Below are 21,383 nucleotides of genomic sequence, written 5' to 3' on the forward strand. Positions count from 1 at the left end.
GCCCGGTAGCCCCGCCCAGCCCACGCCGAACTGATGGACGGTCCACCAGCTGCCCGAATACGTGAGCACAACACTGAGAATAAGCGCGGTTGAGGACAGGGGGATAAGTTTTAGCGCTTCAGAACTGAAAAATCCCGCAGGCGAGGCGGGATTTTGGAAGTATGTTTGTGCCGTGTGGTCGTCGCTAAACCTTTGCGCCTTTGCGACCGAAGCCGACGACGCTTTCGGAGTTTTTGTCGAGAGGCCAGCGTGGGCGTGGGGCTTCGTTCATGTCGTCGCCCTTACCGTTTTGCTCCAGAATAGATGGGTCTTCGGCAACGAGTTTTCTCAGACGCTCAGCTCCAGCCCATGCAATCATGGCGGCGTTGTCTGTGCACAGTTTGTGCGGTGGTGCGATTAATTCCGCACTATGTTCTGCGGCAACCTCGTTGAGACGAATCCTAATTGCTTCGTTTGCAGCAACACCGCCTGCGATAACCATTTTGACAGGCGTATCCGGATAGCGATCTTTAAATAATTCGAAGGCTCTTGCACTGCGTTTTCCGAGAACATCCGCGACAGCTTCCTGGAAGGAGGCGCACAGGTTGTTGACGGTTTGCTCGCTGACAGGCTCTTCTTTTAAGGCGGCGGTGCGCACTGCTGTCTTCAACCCGGCAAAAGACATATCGAGGCCGGGGCGGTCCAAAAGTGGCCGTGGCAGTTTGTAAACGGTTGGATCACCAAGTTTTGCAGCTTTTTCTACAGCCGGACCGCCGGGATAAGGCAGGCCGAGCAGTTTGGCTGTTTTGTCAAATGCTTCACCAATCGCATCATCAATGGTTGTGCCCAATCTTTCGTATTCCCCAAGAGCTTTTACGAGGAGATACTGGGTGTGACCACCGGAGACGAGGAGCAGGAGGAATGGGAATTCAACCTGATCCGTCATGCGTGCGGTGAGGGCGTGTCCTTCCAAATGATTCACTGCAATCAATGGCTTATCGATTGCCATGGCGATAGATTTTGCTGTCATCAAGCCCACGATGACGCCGCCAATGAGGCCGGGGCCAGCGGTTGCAGCAACTGCGGATAGATTAGAGTACTTCACATTTGCTGTTTTCATCGCCTGATCTACGATACCATCCAGCAACTGAATGTGGGCGCGCGCCGCAATCTCTGGTACAACACCGCCGAACGGTGTGTGCTCATCGATTTGAGAATGCACCACGTTGGACAAAATTACGCATTTGCCATCTTGATCAATCTCAAGGACAGCAGCGGCAGTTTCGTCACAACTCGTTTCTATGCCGAGGATGGTCAGCACGTTTGGTCTCCTTTGGCCGCTTGGTTTTTGTCGTTCTCTCATGCGCAAAGCATGGTTGATTTCGCGGGCCGATGATTTTATGTCGCTCATCTAACATGAGCCCCTAGCATTGGGAATGTGATCCTTGCAAACAAAACCTATAAGAATTGGTACACGTGGAAGCGCTCTGGCACTGGCCCAGGCGTATGAAACACGCGCTCGTCTCGCGAAGGCACACGGGTTAACCGATGATGACTTCGAGATTGTTGTTATAAAAACAACGGGAGACCAAATTCAAGATAGGCCTCTTTCCGAAGCAGGCGGCAAGGGCTTGTTCACCAAGGAAATTGAGGAAGCTTTGCTGGATAAGTCCATTGATCTGGCAGTTCATTCTTCCAAGGATATGCCGACAGTGCTGCCGGATGGTCTGGGCATGACCGCTTACCTTCCACGTGAAGATGTGCGCGATGCTTTCATTTCTCCAAAGGTAGAAAAACTGACAGATCTTCCACAGGGTGCTGTGGTCGGATCTTCCAGTTTGCGTCGTCAGGCACAGATTAAGCGTCTGCGGCCTGATCTTGATGTGGTGATGTATCGTGGTAACCTACAGACCCGTTTGCGCAAGCTCGGTGAAGGTGTGGTTGACGCAACCTTCCTTGCTTACGCTGGTCTGCGACGTCTGGGACAAGGTGATCTGGTGACCTCGCTGATGGATGTGGAGCACTTCCTTCCTGCTGTCGGGCAGGGCGCGATTGGTATTGAGGCGCGTCTTGGTGATGAAGAGACTGCGCGCATTCTTGCGCCGATCCATCACGCTGAGACTGAAAGCCGCCTTTTGCTGGAGCGTGCTTATCTGGCTGAGATGGATGGTTCTTGCCGTACGCCGATTGCTGGTCTCTCCCATGTGGAAGGGGATCGTATCCGTTTCCGCGGTGAGGTGATCAAACCGGATGGCAGCCAGACGCACACAGTTGAAGGCGAAGGCCCGTTAAGCGATGCTGAAGAGATTGGCCGCGAGCTTGGCAAAGAGCTGAAGGCGAAGTCTGGTCCAAACTTTCTGGAGCTCTAATGAAAATACTCGTGACCCGTCCTCAGCCTCAAGCGGATAAAACTGCACAGAAGCTGATTGCTATGGGACACGAGGTGATTGTTGAGCCGATGCTGAGTTTCCAGCAGCTGACCGTTGACGGTGATGTGGCTGGGGACGCCAAAGCGATTGCTGTGACGAGCGCGAATGCCATTGAAGCCCTTGTCTTCAATGGTCTTGTTTCACAGCTACAGCACCTTCCTCTCTATTCTGTGGGTGAGGCGACAGCCAAAGCTGCAGAGGCTTCCGGTTTCCAAGAGATCATATGTGCGGATGGGGATGTTGATTCCCTTGGCGGACTGATTGCGGACAGCAAACAGGCGGGGCCTGTCTTTTACCCTGCAGCGATTGAACGCAGTGGTGACCTGGTCGGACAACTTGAGCAGCACGGCATTGCCTGCCGTATGGTGGAGGTCTACCAAATGGCTGCTGCGACTGGCTTTTCTGAGAAAACCCGTGAACTGATTGAAGCAGGGATGCTGGATTGTGCGTTGTTTTATTCTCCGCGAACAATTCAAATTTTTCTCAGCCTTTCAAATCTTGAAAAAACCATAGTGTTTCTTAACTCTATGAAAGCATTATGTGTTTCTAAGCGGGTTGCAGAGCAGGCTGGAGCGTTTGGCGAGGTTTTTACTGCGAAAACGCCGCGTGAGGATAGCTTGTTTGAACTTCTCAATGGTTCGATAAGTTGAGAGGAAGTGATTTGCACTTCTCTGAGCCCTATGGAGAAGTCGCAGTTTGTTTGGCAAGGTGCTAATTCTCCCTGATAGCAGTTTGCTAAAGGGATGCTTATGTTAAGAAAGAGGCCTCTTAAGAGGCCTTGTTAAGATTGCGTGACTATGAAAATTGGCGCGGCTGGAAACTGCTTGAAACGCGCCATTCTAGGAGGTTTTGATGGCTGCTGATGACAAAAAGGGTGGGGCGTCCACCGGGGCAGGCTCGGGTGGTGGAACATCATCACGGAAATCTCCGCTCTCCAGTGGATCCCGAAAGCCTGTCACGATTGACCTGCCTGCGAAAGACGTTTCCAAGACTGATAAGCCTGCCGCGAGCGCTGGTCCTGCGGCCAAGCCTGCTGCGAGCAAGGCGACTTCTACCAAGGCGGGCTCTGTGCCGCCAACCGGTAAACAACAATCACAATCATCCGCGAAGACTGAAAATACTGAAGCGACGAAAGCTGCTGCTGCGAAGCCTGCAGCGGGCGCTAAACCAGCTGCGGGGGGACCTTCTGCCTCAACAACAGCCAAGCCGACTGCTGCTGCAAGCGCAAAGGCCGCAGTTGATGAGAAGAAGGACGCTGCTGCATCCAGCACAGTAAAGTCTTCTGCTACGAAGACGACAGGCGCCAGCAAAACTGCTGCCGCGAGCAAAACCTCCACCGCTTCTGCTGCGAAAGAGCCTGTGAAGGGCAAGGACGATAAGGCTGGTTCGGGTGGCAAGGATACGCCTCCACCACCACCTCCTTCCGGTAAAGGCCCCGGCGGGCCTGCTGATAAGCCTCCGCATCCGCCTAAGCAAGGTGCTGGATTTGGCGCGATGCTTGCTGCTGGCGTTATTGGTGCGCTGATTGTTGCAGGTGCTGGCGTTGGTCTGCATCAGGTTGGCATGCTTCAGATGATTGGCGCCGGCTCTGGTCAGAATGCGACCGAGGTTCAGGCTCTTCTGGAAAGCTCCAAGAACCGCTATTCGCAGCTGAGTCAGGAAATTACCGCGCTGAAAGATCATGCGGCGGGTAGTTTTGCGGCTAAGGAAACCATTCAGAACCTGACTGATCAGCTGGATGCGATCCAGAAAGAAACCAGCAGTAAATTGAGTGATGCGACTGCAGGTGTGACCGCGAAGGTGCAAGAGCAGGTTTCGACGCTTGGTGCTGAGATTAAAGAGCTGAACGAGCTGATTTCCAACGGTGCTGCCGGTGATGGTGCTGCTGTTGCCAGTATGAAGAAGACTCAGGATCAGCTGACAAAGCAGGTTGCTGATCTGACCGCAGCGTCCCGAAAAAATGCCGAGCAGGTTCTTAAGGGCGTGCAAGGCAGTCTGACGGATTTGCAGAAACAGTTTCAGGCATTGAAAGAAGCGCCGACACAACTGAAGGATCTTGGTTCACAGTTGGCTGTGACTGGCTCCAAGGTGGATGAAGCGCTTGTGCAGATTGGCAAGTTGACGGCTGAGCAGAAAGTTCTTGAAGGCAAGATTGAAGCGTTGACGCAGGCGAATGCCGAGACAACACAGCAGATTACAGCACGTGTTGACCGGTTGGAGAAGGCTCTGGGGACTGCAAGTGCTCAGGAACGTGCCGCACGTGCCATCGCGATTGCCTCTTTGCGCAATGCTGTGGACTCTGGTGAGACCTATGAAGCGGAACTGGCTGCTGTTGAAGCTGTGCTGCCAGGGGATGCTGCTGAGCTGGCGCCGCTTAAGGCGAGCGCTGCGAGTGGTATTCCTTCCTCTGCGGCGTTGATTGCCGGATTTGGTAAGGTCGCGCGTGATATGAGTGCTGTGTCGTTGACGAGTGAGAATGATGATGTGGTTGATCGTCTGTTCTCCAGTGCCAAGTCACTTGTTTCTGTCCGTACGCCGACTGACAGTGATGGGACGAGTTCCAGCGAGCTGCTTGGCACGATGGAGTCCCGGGTTTCTGCGGGTGATCTTGGTGGAGCGATTAAAGCTTATGATGCTTTGCCAGAGCCGATGCAACAGGTTGGTGCAGCTTGGGCTGAGCAGGTGAAAGCCCGGTTGGCAGCAGATGAATTGGTGAAGAAAATCACCGCTCAAGTTTTGAAGTCGCTTGTTTCTGAAAACAAGTAGTATCGGAAAGGAGCGAAGGACATGGTCCGCGTTCTCATCTTTTTCGCGTTTGTATTTTTACTGGCTCTTGGCGGAGCCTGGATGGCAGATCGTCCGGGCGTCGTTACGCTTGAATGGCAAGGGTATGTTGTTCAGGCAAGCTTGCTGACAGCTGTTGTTGCGTTTGGTGCTTCCATTGTGGCGTCGATTGTGGCCTGGGGTTTCTTCCGGTTGATCTGGAAATCACCAACGCTGGTCTCCCATTTCATGCAGAGCCGCCGCAAAGACAAAGGCTATGATGCCTTGTCTCAGGGACTGCTGGCTCTTGGTTCTGGCGATACGCTACACGCGCGCAAGTTTGGCCTGAAGGCAGACAAACTGCTGGACGGTAACGAGCCTGCTGCACGTCTTCTCTTGGCGCAGACTTCGCAACTGGATGGTGATCATGCAGAAAGCCGTCGCCGGTTTGAGGCGATGTTGGAAGATGATCGCTCCATGGCTGTGGGCTTGCACGGCCTTTACATTGAAGCGGAGCGGGAAAGTGAACCTGCAGCAGCGCGCCACTTTGCTGAGGAAGCCTTTAATCTGGTTCCGGGTCTGCGTTGGGCAGGCAATGCAGTACTTGGGTATCAGGCCGTTTCCGGTGATTGGGAAGAAGCTATTGCAACGCTTGAGCGCAACTATGCCGCTCGCATGCTGGATAAGAAAACCCTTCGTCGCCAGAAAGCTGTTCTGCTGACTGCGCGTGCTCTTGAGCTGGAGAACGAAAATCCGGATCGTGCGCGTACGCTTGCTGTTGAAGCGCATGGCCTTGCGCCTTCGCTGGTGCCTGCCGCGATTGTTGCGGCCCGTCTGCGGACGCGGACAGGTGATGTTCGTAAAGCAAGTAAGATCCTTGAGGCGACGTGGAAGTTGAGCCCGCACCCAGATCTTGCCGATGCTTACGCCCATGTTCGTCCTGGTGATTCCGTCACTGATCGACTGAGCCGTGTCAGAACACTGGCGAGCATGCGCGCTTACTCTTCTGAGGGGGCGATTGCGATTGCTGTTGCCGCGATTGAAGCCAAGAAATTTGATGAAGCGCGTGATCAGCTCAAGCGCGTTCTGCGCTCTGAGCCAACGCAACGTGCGTTCTTGCTGATGGCTGATCTTGAAGAGCGCGAGCATGGTGATCAGGGCCGCATTCGTGAGTGGTTGTCTCGTGCTGTGCGTGCGCCAAGCGACAAGGTCTGGACTGCAGACGGTGTTGTTTCTGCCAACTGGGCTCCTGTTTCTCCAAAGACAGGCCGTGTGGATGCCTATGAGTGGGCAGCGCCGGAAGGTGCCGTGGATCAGGAACAGTTAATCGAGGTTATCGATGACAAGCTGTTTGAGCCGCCTGAACTGGCTGCCCCTGTACAGGTTCTGAAGGAACCGGTGGAGGCGGATATCGTTGTGCCTAAACCGCAGGAGGTAGAAAAACCCACTGCAGTGAAGGACGAGCCTGTGGCAACCCCAACGGCAATGCCTGACGCCGCAGAGCCTGTTGTTGTGACAGAAACGGCGAAAGAGACATCTGCTGAGAAAAAGCCGGATGAGAAAGCCAAGGCTGAAGAGCCTCGTGCCACTGTCGTACCTGTGGAATCTTCTAGCTGGGCGCCGACCAAAGCTAATGAGAAGGCCGAGGAAAAGGTAGAGGAGCCTTCCAAGACTGAGGAGGAAGGCGCGAACTCATCCTATGAAAAGCCTGAGAAGAAAGATGAGAAGCTGGTGGAGTTCCCGCTTTCTCAGCTTCCTGATGATCCTGGGCCTGAACCAGACGATGAAGATCCGAAAACGCCAAAAGATCAGAGTTTTAGGTTCTTCCGCTAAGAAAAATGCATAGGCAAGGCGGGCGTCTCTTTTCGCGTCTCTTGCCTATGTAGATTGTTGGTGGATGCATTCTCTACCAATGCAAATCATACTTGCATCTTATTGGGAGCTTGGGTATCAAACTTCCACTTTCCGGCACACCCCTTGTGCCAGTTGGAACGCCGCTGTAGCTCAGATGGTAGAGCACGTCATTCGTAATGATGGGGTCGAAGGTTCGAGTCCTTTCAGCGGCACCACTAACTCTCTGATACTTCATAATCCCCCAAAAACTTGCTCGTTTGGCTTTGTCTTATCGCCTACTCGTCGTAGGTTCGGATTTGTGTTTTTTGGTCCTTTAGTCGAACCTTTCAGCACGATGATTTCATTTGCATATATGGAGGCCATCTGGGTTTCGTGGGAGCGGGCTGCGGATGGTGTGGAGTACCGGAAGTGATTGTCGATCACCTGAATAAGTTGCGCGCGTGGTTGTTTGAAGATGCATTGCCGCTTTGGTTGAAGGCTGGCGAAGACGCCGCAAATGGTGGTTTTGCTGAGACCATCACACTGGACTGTGAAGGCAGCGCGGATAACAGACGTGGTCGCGTCAACCCTCGTATGGTGTTTGTGTATTGTGAGGCCGGACGTCTGGGCTGGGATGGCCCGTGGATGGATGTTGCTCTGCGCACGCAAGCCTATGTGGAGCGGGTGTACGGCACTGCTGATGGATATATCGGTGCGCTTGCGACACCAAATGGTGAGTTGCTCGACACTTCGTTTGATCTTTACAATCAAGCCTTTGCGCTACTGGCTCTTTCCAGCATTGCTGATGTGAACAGTGAACAGCGTGAGGAAGCCTGTGCGAAAGCTGGGGCTTTGCTTGATGTGTTGAAGAACCGCTTCAAGCACCCTGTTGCTGGTTTTCAGGAAGCTGAACCTGCACGTGCGCCACTGGGTGCCAACCCGCATATGCATCTGTTTGAAATGTGCCTTGAGTGGGAGCGCTCTGAGAATCTGAGCACTGAGCAGAAAGCTGTCTGGTCCGCGCTGGCAGATGAGCTCGGCGAGCTTTGCCTCAAACACTTCATCTGCGAGAAAACGGGCGGTTTGCGGGAGTTCTTTGCGCTGGACTGGTCTCCGATGCCAGGTGATGAGGGCAGGGCGCTTGAGCCGGGGCACCACTTTGAGTGGGCTTGGTTGCTGAGCCGCTGGAACAAGCTGCGTGGTGATGAGCGTGCTAAATCTGCTGCTGCACGTCTCTTTGAGATTGCGGAGGTCTACGGTGTGGATCGTGAGCGCGGTGTTGCGGTGATGGGCATCAATGATGACTTCTCCATGCGTGATCCACTGGCGCGTCTGTGGTCTCAGGCTGAGTGGCTTAAAGGCTCTATCGCCATGCTGGAGAGTACTCCTGAAAGTGAGTGGCCTCGGTATCGCCAATCCATGCAGGATGCGCTGAAGGCGTTGGAGCTGTTCTTTGAGGATGTGCCAGCAGGTCTCTGGAAAGACAAGTTTTTGCCGGATGGTAGCTTTGTGAAGGAAGCGGCGCCAGCTAGCTCACTCTATCACATCATCTCGGCTATTTCTGAACTCGACCGTTTTTCAAAAACTGAAGTTGGGCAGAAAGTGGTTGCTTGTGAGAGCACTAAATAGCGGTTCCTGCAGTATAGATTGGGAGAATTATAATGGTTAAATGGGGTGTGCTCTCGACTGCACGGATTGGCCGCGACAAGGTTATTCCTGCGCTTCAAAAAGCCAAGGGCGTTGAGGTTGTCGCGATTGCTTCTCGTAATGAGGAGAATGCGAAGAAGGTCGCTGCTGAATTAGGTATTGAGAAAGCCTACGGCTCCTATGAGGCTTTACTGGCCGATCCTGATATTGATGTGATCTACAATCCGCTGCCAAACCACATGCATGTGCCAATGACGATTGAGGCTGTGAAGGCTGGAAAGCACGTGCTTTGCGAAAAGCCGATTGCGCTTGATGCAGATGAAGCGCGCCTTCTACTGGAAATGCCGGACAACCGCTTCGTTATGGAAGCCTTTATGGTTCGCGCGCACCCGCAATGGCAGCGAGCGCTTGAGATTGTTGAATCCGGTGAGCTGGGCAAGCTGCAGAGCATTCAGGCGTTCTTTGGTTACAGCAATCAGGATCCGCAGAACATTCGCAATAAAGCAGAGCTTGGCGGTGGTGGGCTGATGGATATTGGCTGCTACCCGATTGTGGCGTCGCGTTACTTCTTTGATGCTGAACCAGAGCGTGTTGTCAGCCTTGTTGATCGTGACAAGAACTTTGGCACGGACCGTCTGACGTCTGTGATGATGGATTTTGGTGAGGGGCGTCAGGCTCAGTTTACGGTCTCAACCCAGTCTGCTCCGTATCAGCGTATCAATCTGGTGGGGACAGCCAAGCGTCTGGAAATCCTTATCCCGTTCAATGCACCTGCTGGTGAGGAGACTATCTTGCGTCTCGATTCTGGCAGTTTGCCGGGAGATGGTGCGATTGAAGTGGAGCGCGTTGCTGCCTGTGATCAGTATACACTGCAGGGAGAGCTGTTCTCTCGTGTGGTCAAAGGTGAAGAAGAGCTGCCTTATGGTGTTGCAGATGCAATCCAGAACATGGAAATCATTGATGCGATTGTTCGTTCTGAACGCAATGACAGCTGGGAGACCGTTGGGTCTCCCGACTGAATGTCTTGCCAGCGTTAGAGCATGTTGCGCTCATTTGCATTCACGCCTCATGCCCTAACTTCTTTATTTTGAGCGAATTCTTGTCGTTTGATTGGATGCAATCAAACGGAACGCGCTCTAGACTTTTTCACCTCTGATGGAATACAGGTTGTCGCGATTGAGTGTATTGAGATCGCGACGGCCACACAGCGCCATGGTGGTATCCAGTTCCTTCTGGATGATTTCCAATGACTGTGTCACGCCTTGCTTTCCGCCTGCGCCCAGACCGTACAGGAATGGTCTGCCGATGTAGGTGCCCTTTGCGCCAAGACAGATGGCTTTCAGTACATCCTGACCTGAGCGAATGCCGCCATCGATATGGATTTCCACCTTATCACCGACCTCGTCCACGATTTCCGGCAGGATTTCGATAGAGGACGGTGCACCGTCGAGCTGACGTCCGCCGTGGTTAGAGACGATAATCGCATCACAGCCAGAGTCGACTGCGTGGCGTGCGTCTTCCTTATCCAGAATGCCTTTGAGGATCAGCGGGCCGCCCCACTGTTTCTTGATCCACTCAATATCATCCCAGCTCAAGCGCGGGTCAAACTGCTCTGCTGTCCATGAGGACAGGGAGGAGAGATCGCCAACCCCTTTTGCATGGCCGACAATGTTGCCGAAGGTGCGGTTTGGCGTTGTGAGCATTTTCATGCACCACATTGGACGTGTTGCCATCTGCCAGATGTGTTTTGGCGTAAACTTTGGCGGGGCAGACAGGCCGTTGCGCAAATCTTTGTGGCGTTGACCCAGGATTTGCAGGTCGAATGTGAGAACCAGTGCAGAACAGCCCGCGTTCTTTGCGCGGTCGATCAGGGCGTTGATGAAGTCTCGATCCTTCATCACGTAAAGCTGGAACCAGAATGGCTTCGTGGTTTTTGCCGCAACAGCTTCAATAGAGCAGATGCTCATGGTTGAAAGCGTGAAAGGTACGCCGAATTCCTCAGCTGCCTGTGCGGCGAGAATTTCGCCATTGGCGTGCTGCATTCCGGTTAGACCGGTTGGTGCCAGCGCGACAGGCATGGAGACATCCTGCCCGACCATCTTGGTGGCAAGTGTGCGGTCTGTCATGTCGACCGCGATGCGCTGACGCAGCTTGATCTTCGCGAAGTCGCTCTCGTTTGCCTGATAAGTGCTCTCGGTCCAAGAACCAGAGTCGGCATAATCGAAGAACATCTTTGGAACGCGTCTGCGAGCGCGCTCTTTGAGGTCACTGATTTCTAGTATTGGTGCCATGTACGGGCCTCCCCCCGAAACATTAGTTTTTATGTATAGAGGGATTGCACGTATCGGTGATATGTCAACATTACATGTATACGACTTCAGTCTACCAGTATTGGGAAAAGCGTTATTCGCATTCATCTATGAATGCCGTAAGTACTCTGAAATATCTTTGAATTGTCAGTCCTGACTAAAGCGTAACGGTCAAATAACTATCTGAATTTGCTTGTTTTGTTTGTTTGCATAAACGTTTGGCGAGTGTCTGGCCGAGACTTCATCTTGCCTAGGTACTATTTGTGATATGTAACTGAAATATATCTCAAAAAGCGACATAGGCTCACTTTGCCGATGCCTAAAAAATAGATTTAGTGAGTGAAAATACGTAGCTTGTCGATGCGTGTTGGTGGGGTGGGGGCCTGTAATCTCATGTAAGAACGAGTGCAGATGAGAGAGGCGATGCTATAAACGAGGGGCGTTGACAGTGAGTGCTTGTCTTGCCGTCTTGTTGAACAATCCGGTTGATGAGTTCTTCTGATTTTGCGCAGCTGAGACGGTGGGAAGCGGAGGTGCAGCTTCCCATTCTTAGTATATGTATGGGAGGATCAGGGAGGCTTTGTGCTCTTATTTCTTCTGCCGACTGATCCAGGCCATCCAATTGTAAAACCAGTTCCGAAGGTTATCTCCGCACCGTTTGAGCACATTGGATATATAGTTCATGGCTTACCCTCCATGTGCAGTTTTGGCTGCCTCAATGGTGGGCTCAATTAGCTAAATGCAAATGAAAGAACTGCTTCAAGATTTAAGTTTGGATGGCGAGCCGAAGAGAGCTCACCATCCAATTGGCGGTTTACTTATCAGCGATAACCTTGTCGGCTTCGGCTTTTCTCATTACCAAGTCTTCTGTCTTACTCGTCGTAAGATTTGCGAACTGGTCCCAATAAGTGTGGCCTCTCCATCGTATGAATGAGCCAAACTCAAACCAAAAGGCAGCGAGACTGAGAACAACCCCGCCTACGATCCAAAGCCAGAAATTTCCTTGTCCGAGGTTTTGAAGTAGTTCCTGAGCTTGTTTTCCTGCTTCTACCAAATCTAACGTGACGATCTGATAGAGTGAGTAAAGCCCAAACAAGGCTGTGATGATGAGAACTGTCGCTTTAAAGTACTCACGTTTTAATGCTGACTTTAGGTCAGGCTTCTGAAGAGAGGCATTATATACATTCAAATTGAGTAGACGCTTTCCTGGGGTCTGACCCATTCTAGCAAGAAACAAGGCAAATACGAATGGGGCGAGCAAATAGAAGAACGGCTCTGATGGGAGGTAAGTTCTTTGATTACCGTATTCATCAGAGTAGTAACTCACTGAGACAGAACGTGTGACATTGCCTTCCTTCCAGATTTTCTGAAGAGCCGTTATGTGGAAGCTACTTGCAAACATGTTTGTTTGCTTGCAGAGAATTTGCTGGCGTTGATGGCCTGGTTCGAGCGGTAAGATCTCATTCATACGCTCTTGCGAGATCATGTCAAATTGAGGTGCACAGGCAGTTGTCTTGAGAAGTTCTGGCGCAAGAAATCGTGTAGAAAAAACACTGTTATATGCGACGACAATAGCGGTAATGACAAAGCCGAGGATAAACAGATCTAGTAGATACGCGAATGCTCTTCGCCAGAAGTACTTTGCAGTCATTGGATATGTACCGGCATTTAATGCTAAGTACCTGAGGAACTAGAGTGATCGCAGATACCGCAAAAACTGATTAAAATTTTGTTTCTATATACAGTCTTAGGTTCAAGGAAATCAAAGAATTAATCGTATGCAGAAGGGAGAAAGAGGCCTGTTCCCGTAGTAATTATTTTCTCATGCCGGGTCATTATAATTTCATATAAATGGTGACCCCGAGTGGATTCGAACCACTGACCTGCCGCTTAGGAGGCGGCCGCTCTATCCAGCTGAGCTACGGGGCCTTTAGGCGTGTCTTGATCCGTGACCGGATCGATCCGCTTAAGATGTTATCATCCGTTGAGGATGCAGCGCGTTTTCAAATATCATGAAATTTGGCTGTAGGCGAGATAGATTGCTTCTCTGTGAACAAGCTAGGTATCAGTTCAAGCAAGAGAATTTGTTCAACCGGCGTCTTTGAGGTTTGCTCTCAGAGAGTTCTCGGGGGCGTTCCGACTGCATCGACCTGATATAATTCCCAAATAGGACTTTGTTGGTGGGTTGTTGTGTTCCGGGGATTTGTTGCTTTTTTCTGCTTTTTGCTGAGCTGTATAGGAACCGTGTTAGCGACGCCGTGTGATGAGCGTTCGGTTCTTGATGAGAGCTTGCCGACCATCATGATGGAGGAGGTGCTCGCAAATCCTTTGAGATTTACCGCGAGTGACGGTGAGTTTTATTATCTCGCAGATTTGACAATGGCAGAGCAGGATTTGCTGCTGGCTGATGACTTTTTTGAGGAACGGGAAGTCAGGGTAAAAGCGTTGATTGAGCAAACGGATCGGTGGGGACGCCGACCTGCGATTCTGGTTGATCCTGAATTGGGTGATTTGTCGGTCAGGCTGGTCAAAGCTGGAATGGTCATTGTTAGGCCACAATTAAGAGCTTTCAATTGCTTGAAATTCCTTATTAAATTGGAGAGTATGGCTCGCGAGAAAAATGTTGGATTATGGGTCATTAAAAATGTAATTAATGACTATAAGTCAATTAGCTACGAGCAAATCGGCCTTTATGGAATTGTGGAAGCCAAGCTGATTTCTGTTGGGCAAACACGATCCAAAACATACTTGAATTTTGGTGAGCGCTGGACAGAGGATTTAACCGGGATTATTCAAAGGGGAACGCTGGCGGATTTTTCGGAGTTCGGGCATGATCTTTCAGTGATGAAAGGTAAGCGAGTTCGCCTCAGGGGCGTTATGCAACTGAACCAAGGACCATTAATAGAGCTAAAGCACCCAGCGCAGTTGGAGCTTCTGGACTAAGGCAAAGAGCCGGAAACGCGAATGACTTTGAGTAGTGCATTGTCTGGACTTCAGACAAGCCTGAGAATGCTAGTGATATCTGCAGTGACCGTAGCTCTTGTTGCGTGTCAGCTGACCGGCTCTGCCAATCAAGGCGCTCAAAAACCAGGTAGCTTGCGAACCGGGCTTGGGAGTGACGTTGGGGCGAGAGAGCATCCGCGTGTCGTCGCGACTTATGGCGGTGTCTATAAGGATGGTAAGGCTGAAGCAGCTATTGCACGTGTTGTTGGTGGTCTTGTTGCAGCTTCGGAAGATCCTGAAGCGCACTACCGCATTACTTTGCTCAACAGCCCTGCAGTCAATGCCTTTGCTCTTCCTGGTGGTTATCTTTATGTGACGCGCGGGTTGCTGGCGCTTGCCAACGACACCTCAGAGCTTGCTGCTGTGCTTGCTCATGAAATGGCACACGTGACAGCGCGCCATGCGATCAAGCGCCAACGTCAGGCTGAAGAGGCTGAGTTCGTCACCAAAGTGATGACCAATATCGGCAAAGATCAGCAGACCATTGATGCAGCAGTCAAAGAAAAGCAGGTGCAGTTCGCGCGCTTTTCTCAGGAGCAGGAGCTTGAAGCTGATGATGTGGGTGTGAGAACGCTTGCTGGCGCTGGGTATGACCCTTACGCCGCAGCGCGCTTCCTGAACACGATGGGGCAATTTGCACGCTATCAGCAGCTTGGTGGGCAAAGCAGTTCAGCGCCAGATTTTCTTTCTTCTCATCCAAACACGCCTGATCGTATTCAACGCGCTGTGCGTAGTGCGCGGCAGATTGGGGCGCCGGGGATTGGTCTGAATGGTCGTGAAGACTATCTGACCAGCTTGGATGGCATGTTGTTTGGTGATGATCCACTGGAAGGGTATGTCCGTGCGCGGCAGTTCCTTCACAAAGGCCTTGGCATCTCCTTCAGTGTGCCAAAGGGATTTGTGCTTGAGAACTCAGCAGAGGCTGTGTTGGCGAGTAATAACTCCGGCACTGCCATGCGTTTTGATGGTGCTGATCTGACGGGATATGCCAGCTTAACTGATTACATGTTATCTGGCTGGATCAATGGCCTGATTGATAACAGTGTTCGCCCAACCACGATCAATGGTCTGCCAGCCGTTATTGGCTCTGCAATTACAGATGGTTGGTCTTTCCGCATCGGTGTTGTTCGCATTGGCTTAACCGGATATCGGTTTATCTTTGCAAATCGTTCGCCAACCGCTGTTTTTACTCGTGATTTTGAAAAGTCGCTTGGTAGCTTCCGACAGTTAAGCCCCACGGAACAAGCTCGACTTAACCCACTTCGAGTTAAGATTATTCAGGCGAAGGGTGGAGAGACAGCTCGCAAGCTTGCTGTTGGCATGAGCGGCATTGAGCCATCGCGCCGGTTGGAGCTGTTCACGATCCTCAATCAGGTTAAGGCGAACCAACGCTTCAAGCCAGGTGAACTCCTGAAGGTCATTACCGACTAAAGAAGCTCGTTTTTCAGGCAGTGCGCTATAAGCCGCTGGCTTCATAGCCATCCGAATGCGTGAGAGCGTCTTTTAACTTTTGCATTGCTCGCGACTCAATTTGCCGGACACGCTCCTTTGAAACACCCAGTTTCTTGCCAAGGGCTTCCAGTGTAACGCTTTCATCTTTTAGCTTGCGATCTTTAATGACGCGCTGCTCGCGTGGTGGCAGCGTTTTAATCGCATTGAAAAGACGACGTTTTGCGCGTTCCTGATCTAAGTGCACTTCGACGAGTTCGTCTGGCAGAGGTTCTTCAGCCGCGAGAGTGTCCTGAAGCTGCAGGTTTGTTTCGCTGCCTTTCAGGCTCGCATTGAGGGATGTGTCTTTCCGGCCTAATCTGGAAGACATCATTCTTATATCCCTCAGTTTTGCTCCCGTCTTTTCTGAGATTTGCTGATGCAGCTGTTCCTCATTCAAATCAGGATGTTTGCTTGAGAGCTCTGCGCGCAAACGCTTGAAGCCGAAAAACAACATTTTCTGGCGAGAGGAGGTTCCTCCGCGAACAATCGACTGGTTGCGGAGCACATAGTCCTGAATAAAGGATTTGATCCACCAAGTTGCATAGGTGGCGAAGCGGACGTCTTTGGAGAGCTGGAACCTATTGGCTGCTTCCATAAGGCCGATATGGCCCTCCTGAATTAGATCAGAGAGCGGGACACCATAGGACTTGAACCGAAGTGCTTGAGCGATGACCAAGCGGGAGTGAGACAGAGATAGCTTATCGAGTGATCTGTGATCGCCTCTGACAATCCAGCCTTCCAAGAGCTTGTATTCTTCTTCTTTTGACAGATATGGGGCTTTTCTTGCCAGACGGGCAAGAGGCCCGAGACTTTGGTCTCTTTCATAATGAGCCATTTACGCCTCCCTCGATTAAACTGAGATACGGCGCTGAAGTTCATTTGGATCTTTTGACAAAAAAAGAAAGCCCCGCTTGGAGCAGGGCTTTCTTTTAATCAGTTAGATTAGGAGAGGCTGATTAAGCTGCCTCTTCCTGACCTCCGCCTTCACCATCAGTTGTTGCTGGAGCAACTTTAGCAGCACGACCTGGAGACGTGGAAAGAACGCCTTCGATCTGTCTGATTGCTTCTGTGTCAGTCTGTTTCTGAACAGCTGCGATTTCACGTGCCATACGGTCTAATGCGGCTTCGTAAAGCTGACGTTCAGAGTAAGACTGTTCAGGCTGGGAATCAGAACGATAAAGGTCACGAACAACTTCAGCGGTTGAAATGAGATCGCCAGAGTTGATCTTTGCTTCGTATTCCTGTGCGCGGCGACTCCACATGGTACGCTTCACGCGAGGTTTACCTGCGATGGTCTCAAGAGATTTCTTAACGGTAGATGCGTCAGACAGCTTACGCATTCCTACAGAAGCAATTTTTGCAACTGGAACACGGAGCGTCATCTTATCCTGTTCGAAGTCAATTACGAGGAGTTCAAGAGAGTATCCAGCTACGGTCTGCTCTTCAATTGCAGTAATCAATCCAACGCCGTGAGATGGATAAATGATGTGCTCACCTGTTTTAAACCCCTGACGCTGCGCGGTCTTTTTTGCGGGTGTGGCCATACGCTATACTTCTCCTGCGCAGTGGTTGTTTGCTGTCTGGGAGACGCAAGCAACCTAGATGCAGCGCGTTCGCCGCATCTTTCTCTTTGGAAAAACGTGAAAAGTCCAATGTATGCGGAAAGCTACTTCTCGCATCAATTGGTTCCGCGTTCAAATGTGATCAGTCGAATTCTATGTTGTGGCTACTTCGGCGAATGCTGGAGTAAATTATTGTGCGCACTTCAATTGAACTGCGACCATAAAAAAACCTCCGAGTGGGGAGGGTGCAACCAGACTGCCAAATGACTGTAAAAAACTGTATAGCACATTATCCACGGATTTCCAACCTCTCTCAAGCAAGAGAGGAATTAAGACATCCGCGGATACTGTCTGGCAAATAATAAATATTTGGTAGCTTTAAGCTTTTGAGACCTTAATCACCAGTGCCAGGCTTATCAGAGAAATACTTTTCGAGTTTTTCTGCAACACCATCAAACTCAGCAGCTTCTGGAAGCTGATCTTTCTTAACGGTCAGATTCGGCCACTTTTCTGCGTACTCAGCATTAAGCTCAACCCACTTTTCCAAGCCAGGCTCAGTATCTGGGAGAATTGCATCTGCTGGACATTCCGGTTCACACACACCGCAATCGATACATTCGTCTGGATGAATGACGAGCATATTCTCGCCTTCGTAGAAGCAATCGACCGGGCAAACTTCAACACAGTCGGTGTATTTGCATTTGATGCAATTGTCTGTGACGACGTATGTCATCGCAATCCTCTTAGTCTCTGGCGCTGCAAATTTGTCTGAAGACAAACGGCACGGGCTCTCGTGGCCCTGACGATTTTCTCGTCCTTTAAACTTGTGCTCTTTGCTACCGGTTTTCAGTGGGTAGTGCAAGCGCTGTCATAGGCGAAGAGATTGCAATATTGGGGCAAAATTTGCGTAAAGTTGCCGCTAAAAAGGATCAATTTCGTTGAAGCCCCGAATCCGGGCGATTTGGCGTCGATCTCGTTTCGTTGGGCGTCCTGCACCGGCCTCGCGCTTGGCAACCTGGACCTGTGTTTCCTTGGGTGGTGGAGGGGGAGACATGTCCTCATAAAGCAGCTGTGCTTCAGGGGCTGGACCGCGCCGGGTGCCAAGTTTTAAAACCTTAAGGATCAAAAGGCGTCGCGGCATTGTGATGGTCAGTACATCACCGGGCTTTACAGCTGTTTTGGCGGCCGCAATCTTATCTTTATTCAATCTAACATGCCCGGACACTGACAGTTTTTGTGCCAGTGTCCGAGATTTTGTAATGCGGGCATACCAGAGCCATTTGTCGATGCGAAGAGACTCTTGTGCTTCTGGTATTGCCATATCAGTTAGCCCGAAGGGGCGACTATTTGTCGCCCTTTTCCAAGTTCTGTTTCAAGGACATCAGTGCTGCAAACGGAGAATCCGGATCCAACGGCTTGTCTTTGCGTGGAGCAGGCTTGCCTTGCTGGCCGCGGTTCTGGTCTTTGCTAAAGCCACGGCCTTTACCGCCAGGCTTACCAGGATTGCGACGCTGCTGAGCGTTGTTGCTGCGAGGACCGCCACGACGTTCGTTGCCACTGCGTGTATTGCGCTGACGTTCGTTGTTGTTGCGACGTCCACCGAAACGACCCGGGCGCCAGATTTCAACAGTAACTGTTTCCATCTCTGGCTCGCCAGCTTCGTCCTCAGAAGCTTCAGCAGGTGCTGCTTCTTCAACTGGTTCAGCTGGAGCCTCTTCGGTTGCAGGTTCTTCCGCTATCGGTGCTGCAGTTTCGCCTTCAACCTGTTCCGCTTCCACACCTTCAGGTGCTTCAACTGGAGCTTCAGGCTTTTTGGCGACAGGGCGCTGTTCTTCGCGTGTTTCCAGACGGTAACCGAGAGACTTCAGGATGTTTGTGAAGTCTTCGCCTGCACAGCCGAGCAGGGAGGTCATGGAAACAGTGACGGTGAATGCGCCGCCTTCTGTTAGGGCACCTTCTGGCGGCTCAATGCCTTCTTCCAGAGGTTTCCAGGCTACCAGCGGACGAATGATGTCTGCCAGGCGCTCCAGAATATCGACGCGTACAGCACGTGGACCACAAACGCGGAAGCCTACGACGCGATACAGCGCGCCTTCGATCTCCGGATCTACTGGAACGGACGTACGGCCAGATGCGGACAGCTGAGGAAGTTCAGTCAGGCCTTTGATCTCGCCTTTGCCTTCTTTCAACGCCCAGAGCTGCGCGAGCAGCTGGCTTGGTGCTGGTTTCAGAAGAGCAGGGACATAGATGTGATAGGCGCCAAAGCGAACACCGAGCTTGCGGAGTGAACCGCGCATCTGCTGGTCGAGCTGACGGATGTCATCAGAAATTTCCTGACGCTCAAGGATACCAAGGCTCTCGGTCAGGCGGTATGCCACGCCACGAGCGATGCCTTCGATCTCTTCGCCCTGTTCCAGGTCGAAAAGCGGCTTCAGGAGTGTTTCGATGTGTGTCTTGATCCATAGATCAAGGCGCTCCTGCACCATATCGCGTGCAGGTCCCGTCAACTGCTCATCAGCAAGAATGATCAGGGATGGGCGCAGGGTCTGTTCACCAGCTATCAGGCGGGCGATAGATTCACCCTGCCATCTTAATGTGCCGTCTGCGGAGAGGATGAACTCTTCGTTGGGCGCGCGGGATAACCGTTCTGCACGGTTTTCAATCTCGCTAGCTAGTGCTTTTTGGGCCGCAGCACGGACAGCTTTTTCTTCCTGTCCTTCTGCCGTTGCATCCGGAGCAAAGCGGAAGCCGTGAAGCTGGCCAATGTGCTGTCCTTCTACAAGGACATCTCCGGTTGCGGTGATCTCCGCTTCGAGCATTTTGTTCTCTCTCAGACGTCGCATCAATACGCTGGTTCGCCGATCCACAAACCGCTGTGTAAGCCGTTCGTGAAGGGCATCTGATAATCGATCTTCTATGCCGCGCGTCACTTCCTGCCAATGAGCAGGGTCGTTCAGCCAGTCGGCACGGTTTGCCACAAAGGTCCACGTACGGATATGTGCTATCCGGTTCGCCAGTGTGTCTATATCCCCATCGGTTTTGTCTGCCAGTTTTATCTGACTGTTAAACCAATCATCCGGAATGGCTCCATCCCGGATCAGATGGGAATAAATCCCTGTTACGAGATCTGCATGGTTTGCCGGAGCTATCTTGCGATAGTCTGGAACCTGACAGGTATCCCACAGTAATGAAACTCTTTCTTGCGTCGTCGCGAGGGAAAGAATGTCCCTGTCACGATTAGCAAGTTCGAGAACACCGATATCCTCCGCCGGAGGGGCTTTGGTCAAGCCCTCTTCTCGCGGAGAATGCTCCAAACTGCGCAAAAGTGCGCGAATCGAGGAAAAATCGAGATTTGGGTTGCGCCATTGCAGCACTTTGAGGGGCTCAAACTCGTGAGATTCGAGTTGATAGACAAGTTCGTCGTCAAAACCGGGGACCCGGCCCGTTACACCAAAAGTACCATCTCGCAGGTGTCGACCTGCTCGTCCGGCGATCTGGCCGGTCTCTGACGGGGTCAACTGGCGGTACTGATAGCCATCAAATTTGCGGTGCCCGGCGAACGCGATGTGGTCTACATCCAGATTGAGACCCATACCTACAGCGTCGGTGGCAATGAGCCAGTCAACGTCACCGTTCTGGAACAGGTCAACCTGAGCGTTGCGCGTTCTTGGAGAAAGGGAGCCGAGGACAACTGCTGCACCGCCGCGCTGACGGCGGATTAGTTCTGCGATGGCGTAGACTTCATCGGAAGAGAAGGCGACGATTGCAGAGCGACGCGGGAGGCGGGTGATCTTTTTAGACCCTGCGTATGTCAGAATGGACATGCGTGGGCGGGTGATCACATTCAGACCTGGCATCAGCTTTTCGAGCAGGGGGCGTATTGTCGAGGAGCCAAGCAGCAGAGTTTCCTCTCTGCCACGCAAATGCAGGATGCGGTCGGTAAAGACATGGCCACGTTCCAGATCGCCAGCCAGCTGCACTTCATCAATGGCGACGAAGTCCACGTCGAGATCTTTTGGCATTGCCTCTACAGTAGAGACCCAGAAGCGTGGGTTCTTCGGGATGATCTTTTCTTCGCCTGTAATCAGCGCGACAAGATCGGGTCCCTTCTTCTCAACAAGACGCCCGTAGACTTCTCTGGCCAGCAGACGGAGTGGTAATCCGATAAGGCCAGACGAGTAAGCGCTCATCCGCTCGATAGCCAGATGCGTCTTACCAGTGTTCGTTGGCCCCAAAATCGCAGTGACAGACCGTGATCTTGTTGTTCGGTGCAGCGTGTTCTTGTTCATCTAGAAGTGCAATTCCGTAGTCTATGGCCAAACGTATCTCGGTACCCAATTCTTCGGCTGGGATACTGAAAATGCCCG

At 51.8% G+C, this 21,383-nt stretch carries 16 protein-coding genes and 2 tRNA genes; 9 read left to right on the forward strand and 9 right to left on the reverse strand.

Annotated features, from left to right (window positions below):
* Window positions 1-184 precede the first annotated feature (184 nt).
* Complete coding sequence (tsaD, locus tag PsWM33_RS16540; protein ID WP_063301121.1) at window positions 185-1,297, reverse strand: tRNA (adenosine(37)-N6)-threonylcarbamoyltransferase complex transferase subunit TsaD; 1,113 nt, start codon at window positions 1,295-1,297, stop codon at window positions 185-187.
* Between the two features lie 127 nt (window positions 1,298-1,424).
* Between tsaD and hemC the strand changes: the two genes are divergently transcribed.
* From hemC to PsWM33_RS16575, 7 genes are all read left to right on the forward strand, one after another.
* Window positions 1,425-2,348, forward strand: coding sequence for a hydroxymethylbilane synthase (gene hemC, locus PsWM33_RS16545; RefSeq protein WP_063291779.1), 924 nt, complete (start codon window positions 1,425-1,427; stop codon window positions 2,346-2,348).
* Window positions 2,348-3,058, forward strand: a complete 711-nt coding sequence (locus tag PsWM33_RS16550; protein WP_063300940.1) for a uroporphyrinogen-III synthase — start codon at window positions 2,348-2,350, stop codon at window positions 3,056-3,058. The genes hemC and PsWM33_RS16550 overlap by 1 nt, the downstream gene beginning before the upstream one ends.
* Window positions 3,059-3,260: 202 nt before the next feature.
* Window positions 3,261-5,174 (forward strand): COG4223 family protein, encoded by a 1,914-nt coding sequence (locus PsWM33_RS16555; RefSeq protein WP_063300941.1) that lies wholly within the window; start codon window positions 3,261-3,263, stop codon window positions 5,172-5,174.
* Between the two features lie 21 nt (window positions 5,175-5,195).
* On the forward strand, window positions 5,196-7,004 hold the full coding sequence (locus tag PsWM33_RS16560; RefSeq protein WP_063300942.1) for a heme biosynthesis protein HemY: 1,809 nt from the start codon (window positions 5,196-5,198) through the stop codon (window positions 7,002-7,004).
* A gap of 160 nt (window positions 7,005-7,164) precedes the next feature.
* Window positions 7,165-7,240: transfer RNA gene (locus tag PsWM33_RS16565), tRNA-Thr, on the forward strand.
* A gap of 193 nt (window positions 7,241-7,433) precedes the next feature.
* Entirely contained in the window at window positions 7,434-8,633 is a 1,200-nt protein-coding gene (locus PsWM33_RS16570; RefSeq protein ID WP_063300943.1) for an AGE family epimerase/isomerase, read from the forward strand.
* A gap of 32 nt (window positions 8,634-8,665) precedes the next feature.
* Window positions 8,666-9,670: a Gfo/Idh/MocA family protein gene (locus tag PsWM33_RS16575; RefSeq protein ID WP_063300944.1), complete on the forward strand. Its 1,005-nt coding sequence runs from the start codon at window positions 8,666-8,668 to the stop codon at window positions 9,668-9,670.
* Between the two features lie 117 nt (window positions 9,671-9,787).
* On the opposite strand, the gene PsWM33_RS16580 is transcribed toward PsWM33_RS16575, so the two are convergent.
* The 3 genes from PsWM33_RS16580 to PsWM33_RS16590 all read right to left on the reverse strand — a co-directional run bounded on the left by PsWM33_RS16580 (window position 9,788) and on the right by PsWM33_RS16590 (window position 12,889).
* Window positions 9,788-10,942 (reverse strand): alpha-hydroxy acid oxidase, encoded by a 1,155-nt coding sequence (locus tag PsWM33_RS16580; protein ID WP_057461904.1) that lies wholly within the window; start codon window positions 10,940-10,942, stop codon window positions 9,788-9,790.
* An 832-nt stretch (window positions 10,943-11,774) separates the two neighbouring features.
* Window positions 11,775-12,611, reverse strand: coding sequence for an RDD family protein (locus PsWM33_RS16585; protein ID WP_063300945.1), 837 nt, complete (start codon window positions 12,609-12,611; stop codon window positions 11,775-11,777).
* A 201-nt stretch (window positions 12,612-12,812) separates the two neighbouring features.
* Window positions 12,813-12,889 (reverse strand) — tRNA-Arg (locus PsWM33_RS16590).
* 261 nt (window positions 12,890-13,150) lie between these two features.
* Between PsWM33_RS16590 and PsWM33_RS16595 the strand changes: the two genes are divergently transcribed.
* Together PsWM33_RS16595 and PsWM33_RS16600 are read left to right on the forward strand one after the other, a co-directional pair.
* A complete protein-coding gene (locus PsWM33_RS16595; RefSeq protein ID WP_063300946.1) occupies window positions 13,151-13,903 on the forward strand; it encodes a hypothetical protein in 753 nt (250 codons plus the stop codon).
* Window positions 13,904-13,987: 84 nt separating this feature from the next.
* The gene (locus PsWM33_RS16600) at window positions 13,988-15,394 is read left to right on the forward strand and encodes a M48 family metalloprotease (protein WP_082827061.1); all 1,407 of its coding nucleotides are present in this window, start codon (window positions 13,988-13,990) and stop codon (window positions 15,392-15,394) included.
* 25 nt (window positions 15,395-15,419) lie between these two features.
* Here the strand turns inward: PsWM33_RS16600 and PsWM33_RS16605 are convergent, their stop codons facing one another.
* The 5 genes from PsWM33_RS16605 to PsWM33_RS16625 all read right to left on the reverse strand — a co-directional run bounded on the left by PsWM33_RS16605 (window position 15,420) and on the right by PsWM33_RS16625 (window position 21,305).
* Window positions 15,420-16,289 (reverse strand): RNA polymerase factor sigma-32, encoded by an 870-nt coding sequence (locus tag PsWM33_RS16605; protein WP_063290335.1) that lies wholly within the window; start codon window positions 16,287-16,289, stop codon window positions 15,420-15,422.
* Window positions 16,290-16,410: 121 nt separating this feature from the next.
* A complete protein-coding gene (locus PsWM33_RS16610) occupies window positions 16,411-16,998 on the reverse strand; it encodes a CarD family transcriptional regulator (protein ID WP_063300947.1) in 588 nt (195 codons plus the stop codon).
* A 412-nt stretch (window positions 16,999-17,410) separates the two neighbouring features.
* Window positions 17,411-17,749 carry a ferredoxin FdxA gene (gene fdxA, locus PsWM33_RS16615; RefSeq protein WP_057461898.1) on the reverse strand — a complete coding sequence of 113 codons (339 nt, stop codon included), beginning with the start codon at window positions 17,747-17,749 and terminating at the stop codon, window positions 17,411-17,413.
* 186 nt (window positions 17,750-17,935) lie between these two features.
* A complete protein-coding gene (locus tag PsWM33_RS16620) occupies window positions 17,936-18,337 on the reverse strand; it encodes an RNA-binding S4 domain-containing protein (RefSeq protein ID WP_063300948.1) in 402 nt (133 codons plus the stop codon).
* A 22-nt stretch (window positions 18,338-18,359) separates the two neighbouring features.
* Entirely contained in the window at window positions 18,360-21,305 is a 2,946-nt protein-coding gene (locus tag PsWM33_RS16625) for a helicase-related protein (protein ID WP_063300949.1), read from the reverse strand.
* Window positions 21,306-21,383 lie beyond the last annotated feature (78 nt).

The organism is Pseudovibrio sp. WM33, from assembly GCF_001623165.1.
Taxonomy (GTDB): Bacteria; Pseudomonadota; Alphaproteobacteria; order Rhizobiales; family Stappiaceae; genus Pseudovibrio.

Coding starts and splice junctions, on each gene's coding strand:
- PsWM33_RS16605 (WP_063290335.1), bottom strand. CDS start 16,289: ATGGCTCATTATGAAAGAGACCAAAGTCTCGGGCCTCTTGCCCGTCTG.
- PsWM33_RS16585 (WP_063300945.1), bottom strand. CDS start 12,611: ATGACTGCAAAGTACTTCTGGCGAAGAGCATTCGCGTATCTACTAGAT.
- PsWM33_RS16610 (WP_063300947.1), bottom strand. CDS start 16,998: ATGGCCACACCCGCAAAAAAGACCGCGCAGCGTCAGGGGTTTAAAACA.
- PsWM33_RS16575 (WP_063300944.1), top strand. CDS start 8,666: ATGGTTAAATGGGGTGTGCTCTCGACTGCACGGATTGGCCGCGACAAG.
- PsWM33_RS16620 (WP_063300948.1), bottom strand. CDS start 18,337: ATGGCAATACCAGAAGCACAAGAGTCTCTTCGCATCGACAAATGGCTC.
- PsWM33_RS16560 (WP_063300942.1), top strand. CDS start 5,196: ATGGTCCGCGTTCTCATCTTTTTCGCGTTTGTATTTTTACTGGCTCTT.
- fdxA (WP_057461898.1), bottom strand. CDS start 17,749: ATGACATACGTCGTCACAGACAATTGCATCAAATGCAAATACACCGAC.
- PsWM33_RS16555 (WP_063300941.1), top strand. CDS start 3,261: ATGGCTGCTGATGACAAAAAGGGTGGGGCGTCCACCGGGGCAGGCTCG.
- PsWM33_RS16625 (WP_063300949.1), bottom strand. CDS start 21,305: ATGAACAAGAACACGCTGCACCGAACAACAAGATCACGGTCTGTCACT.
- PsWM33_RS16580 (WP_057461904.1), bottom strand. CDS start 10,942: ATGGCACCAATACTAGAAATCAGTGACCTCAAAGAGCGCGCTCGCAGA.
- PsWM33_RS16550 (WP_063300940.1), top strand. CDS start 2,348: ATGAAAATACTCGTGACCCGTCCTCAGCCTCAAGCGGATAAAACTGCA.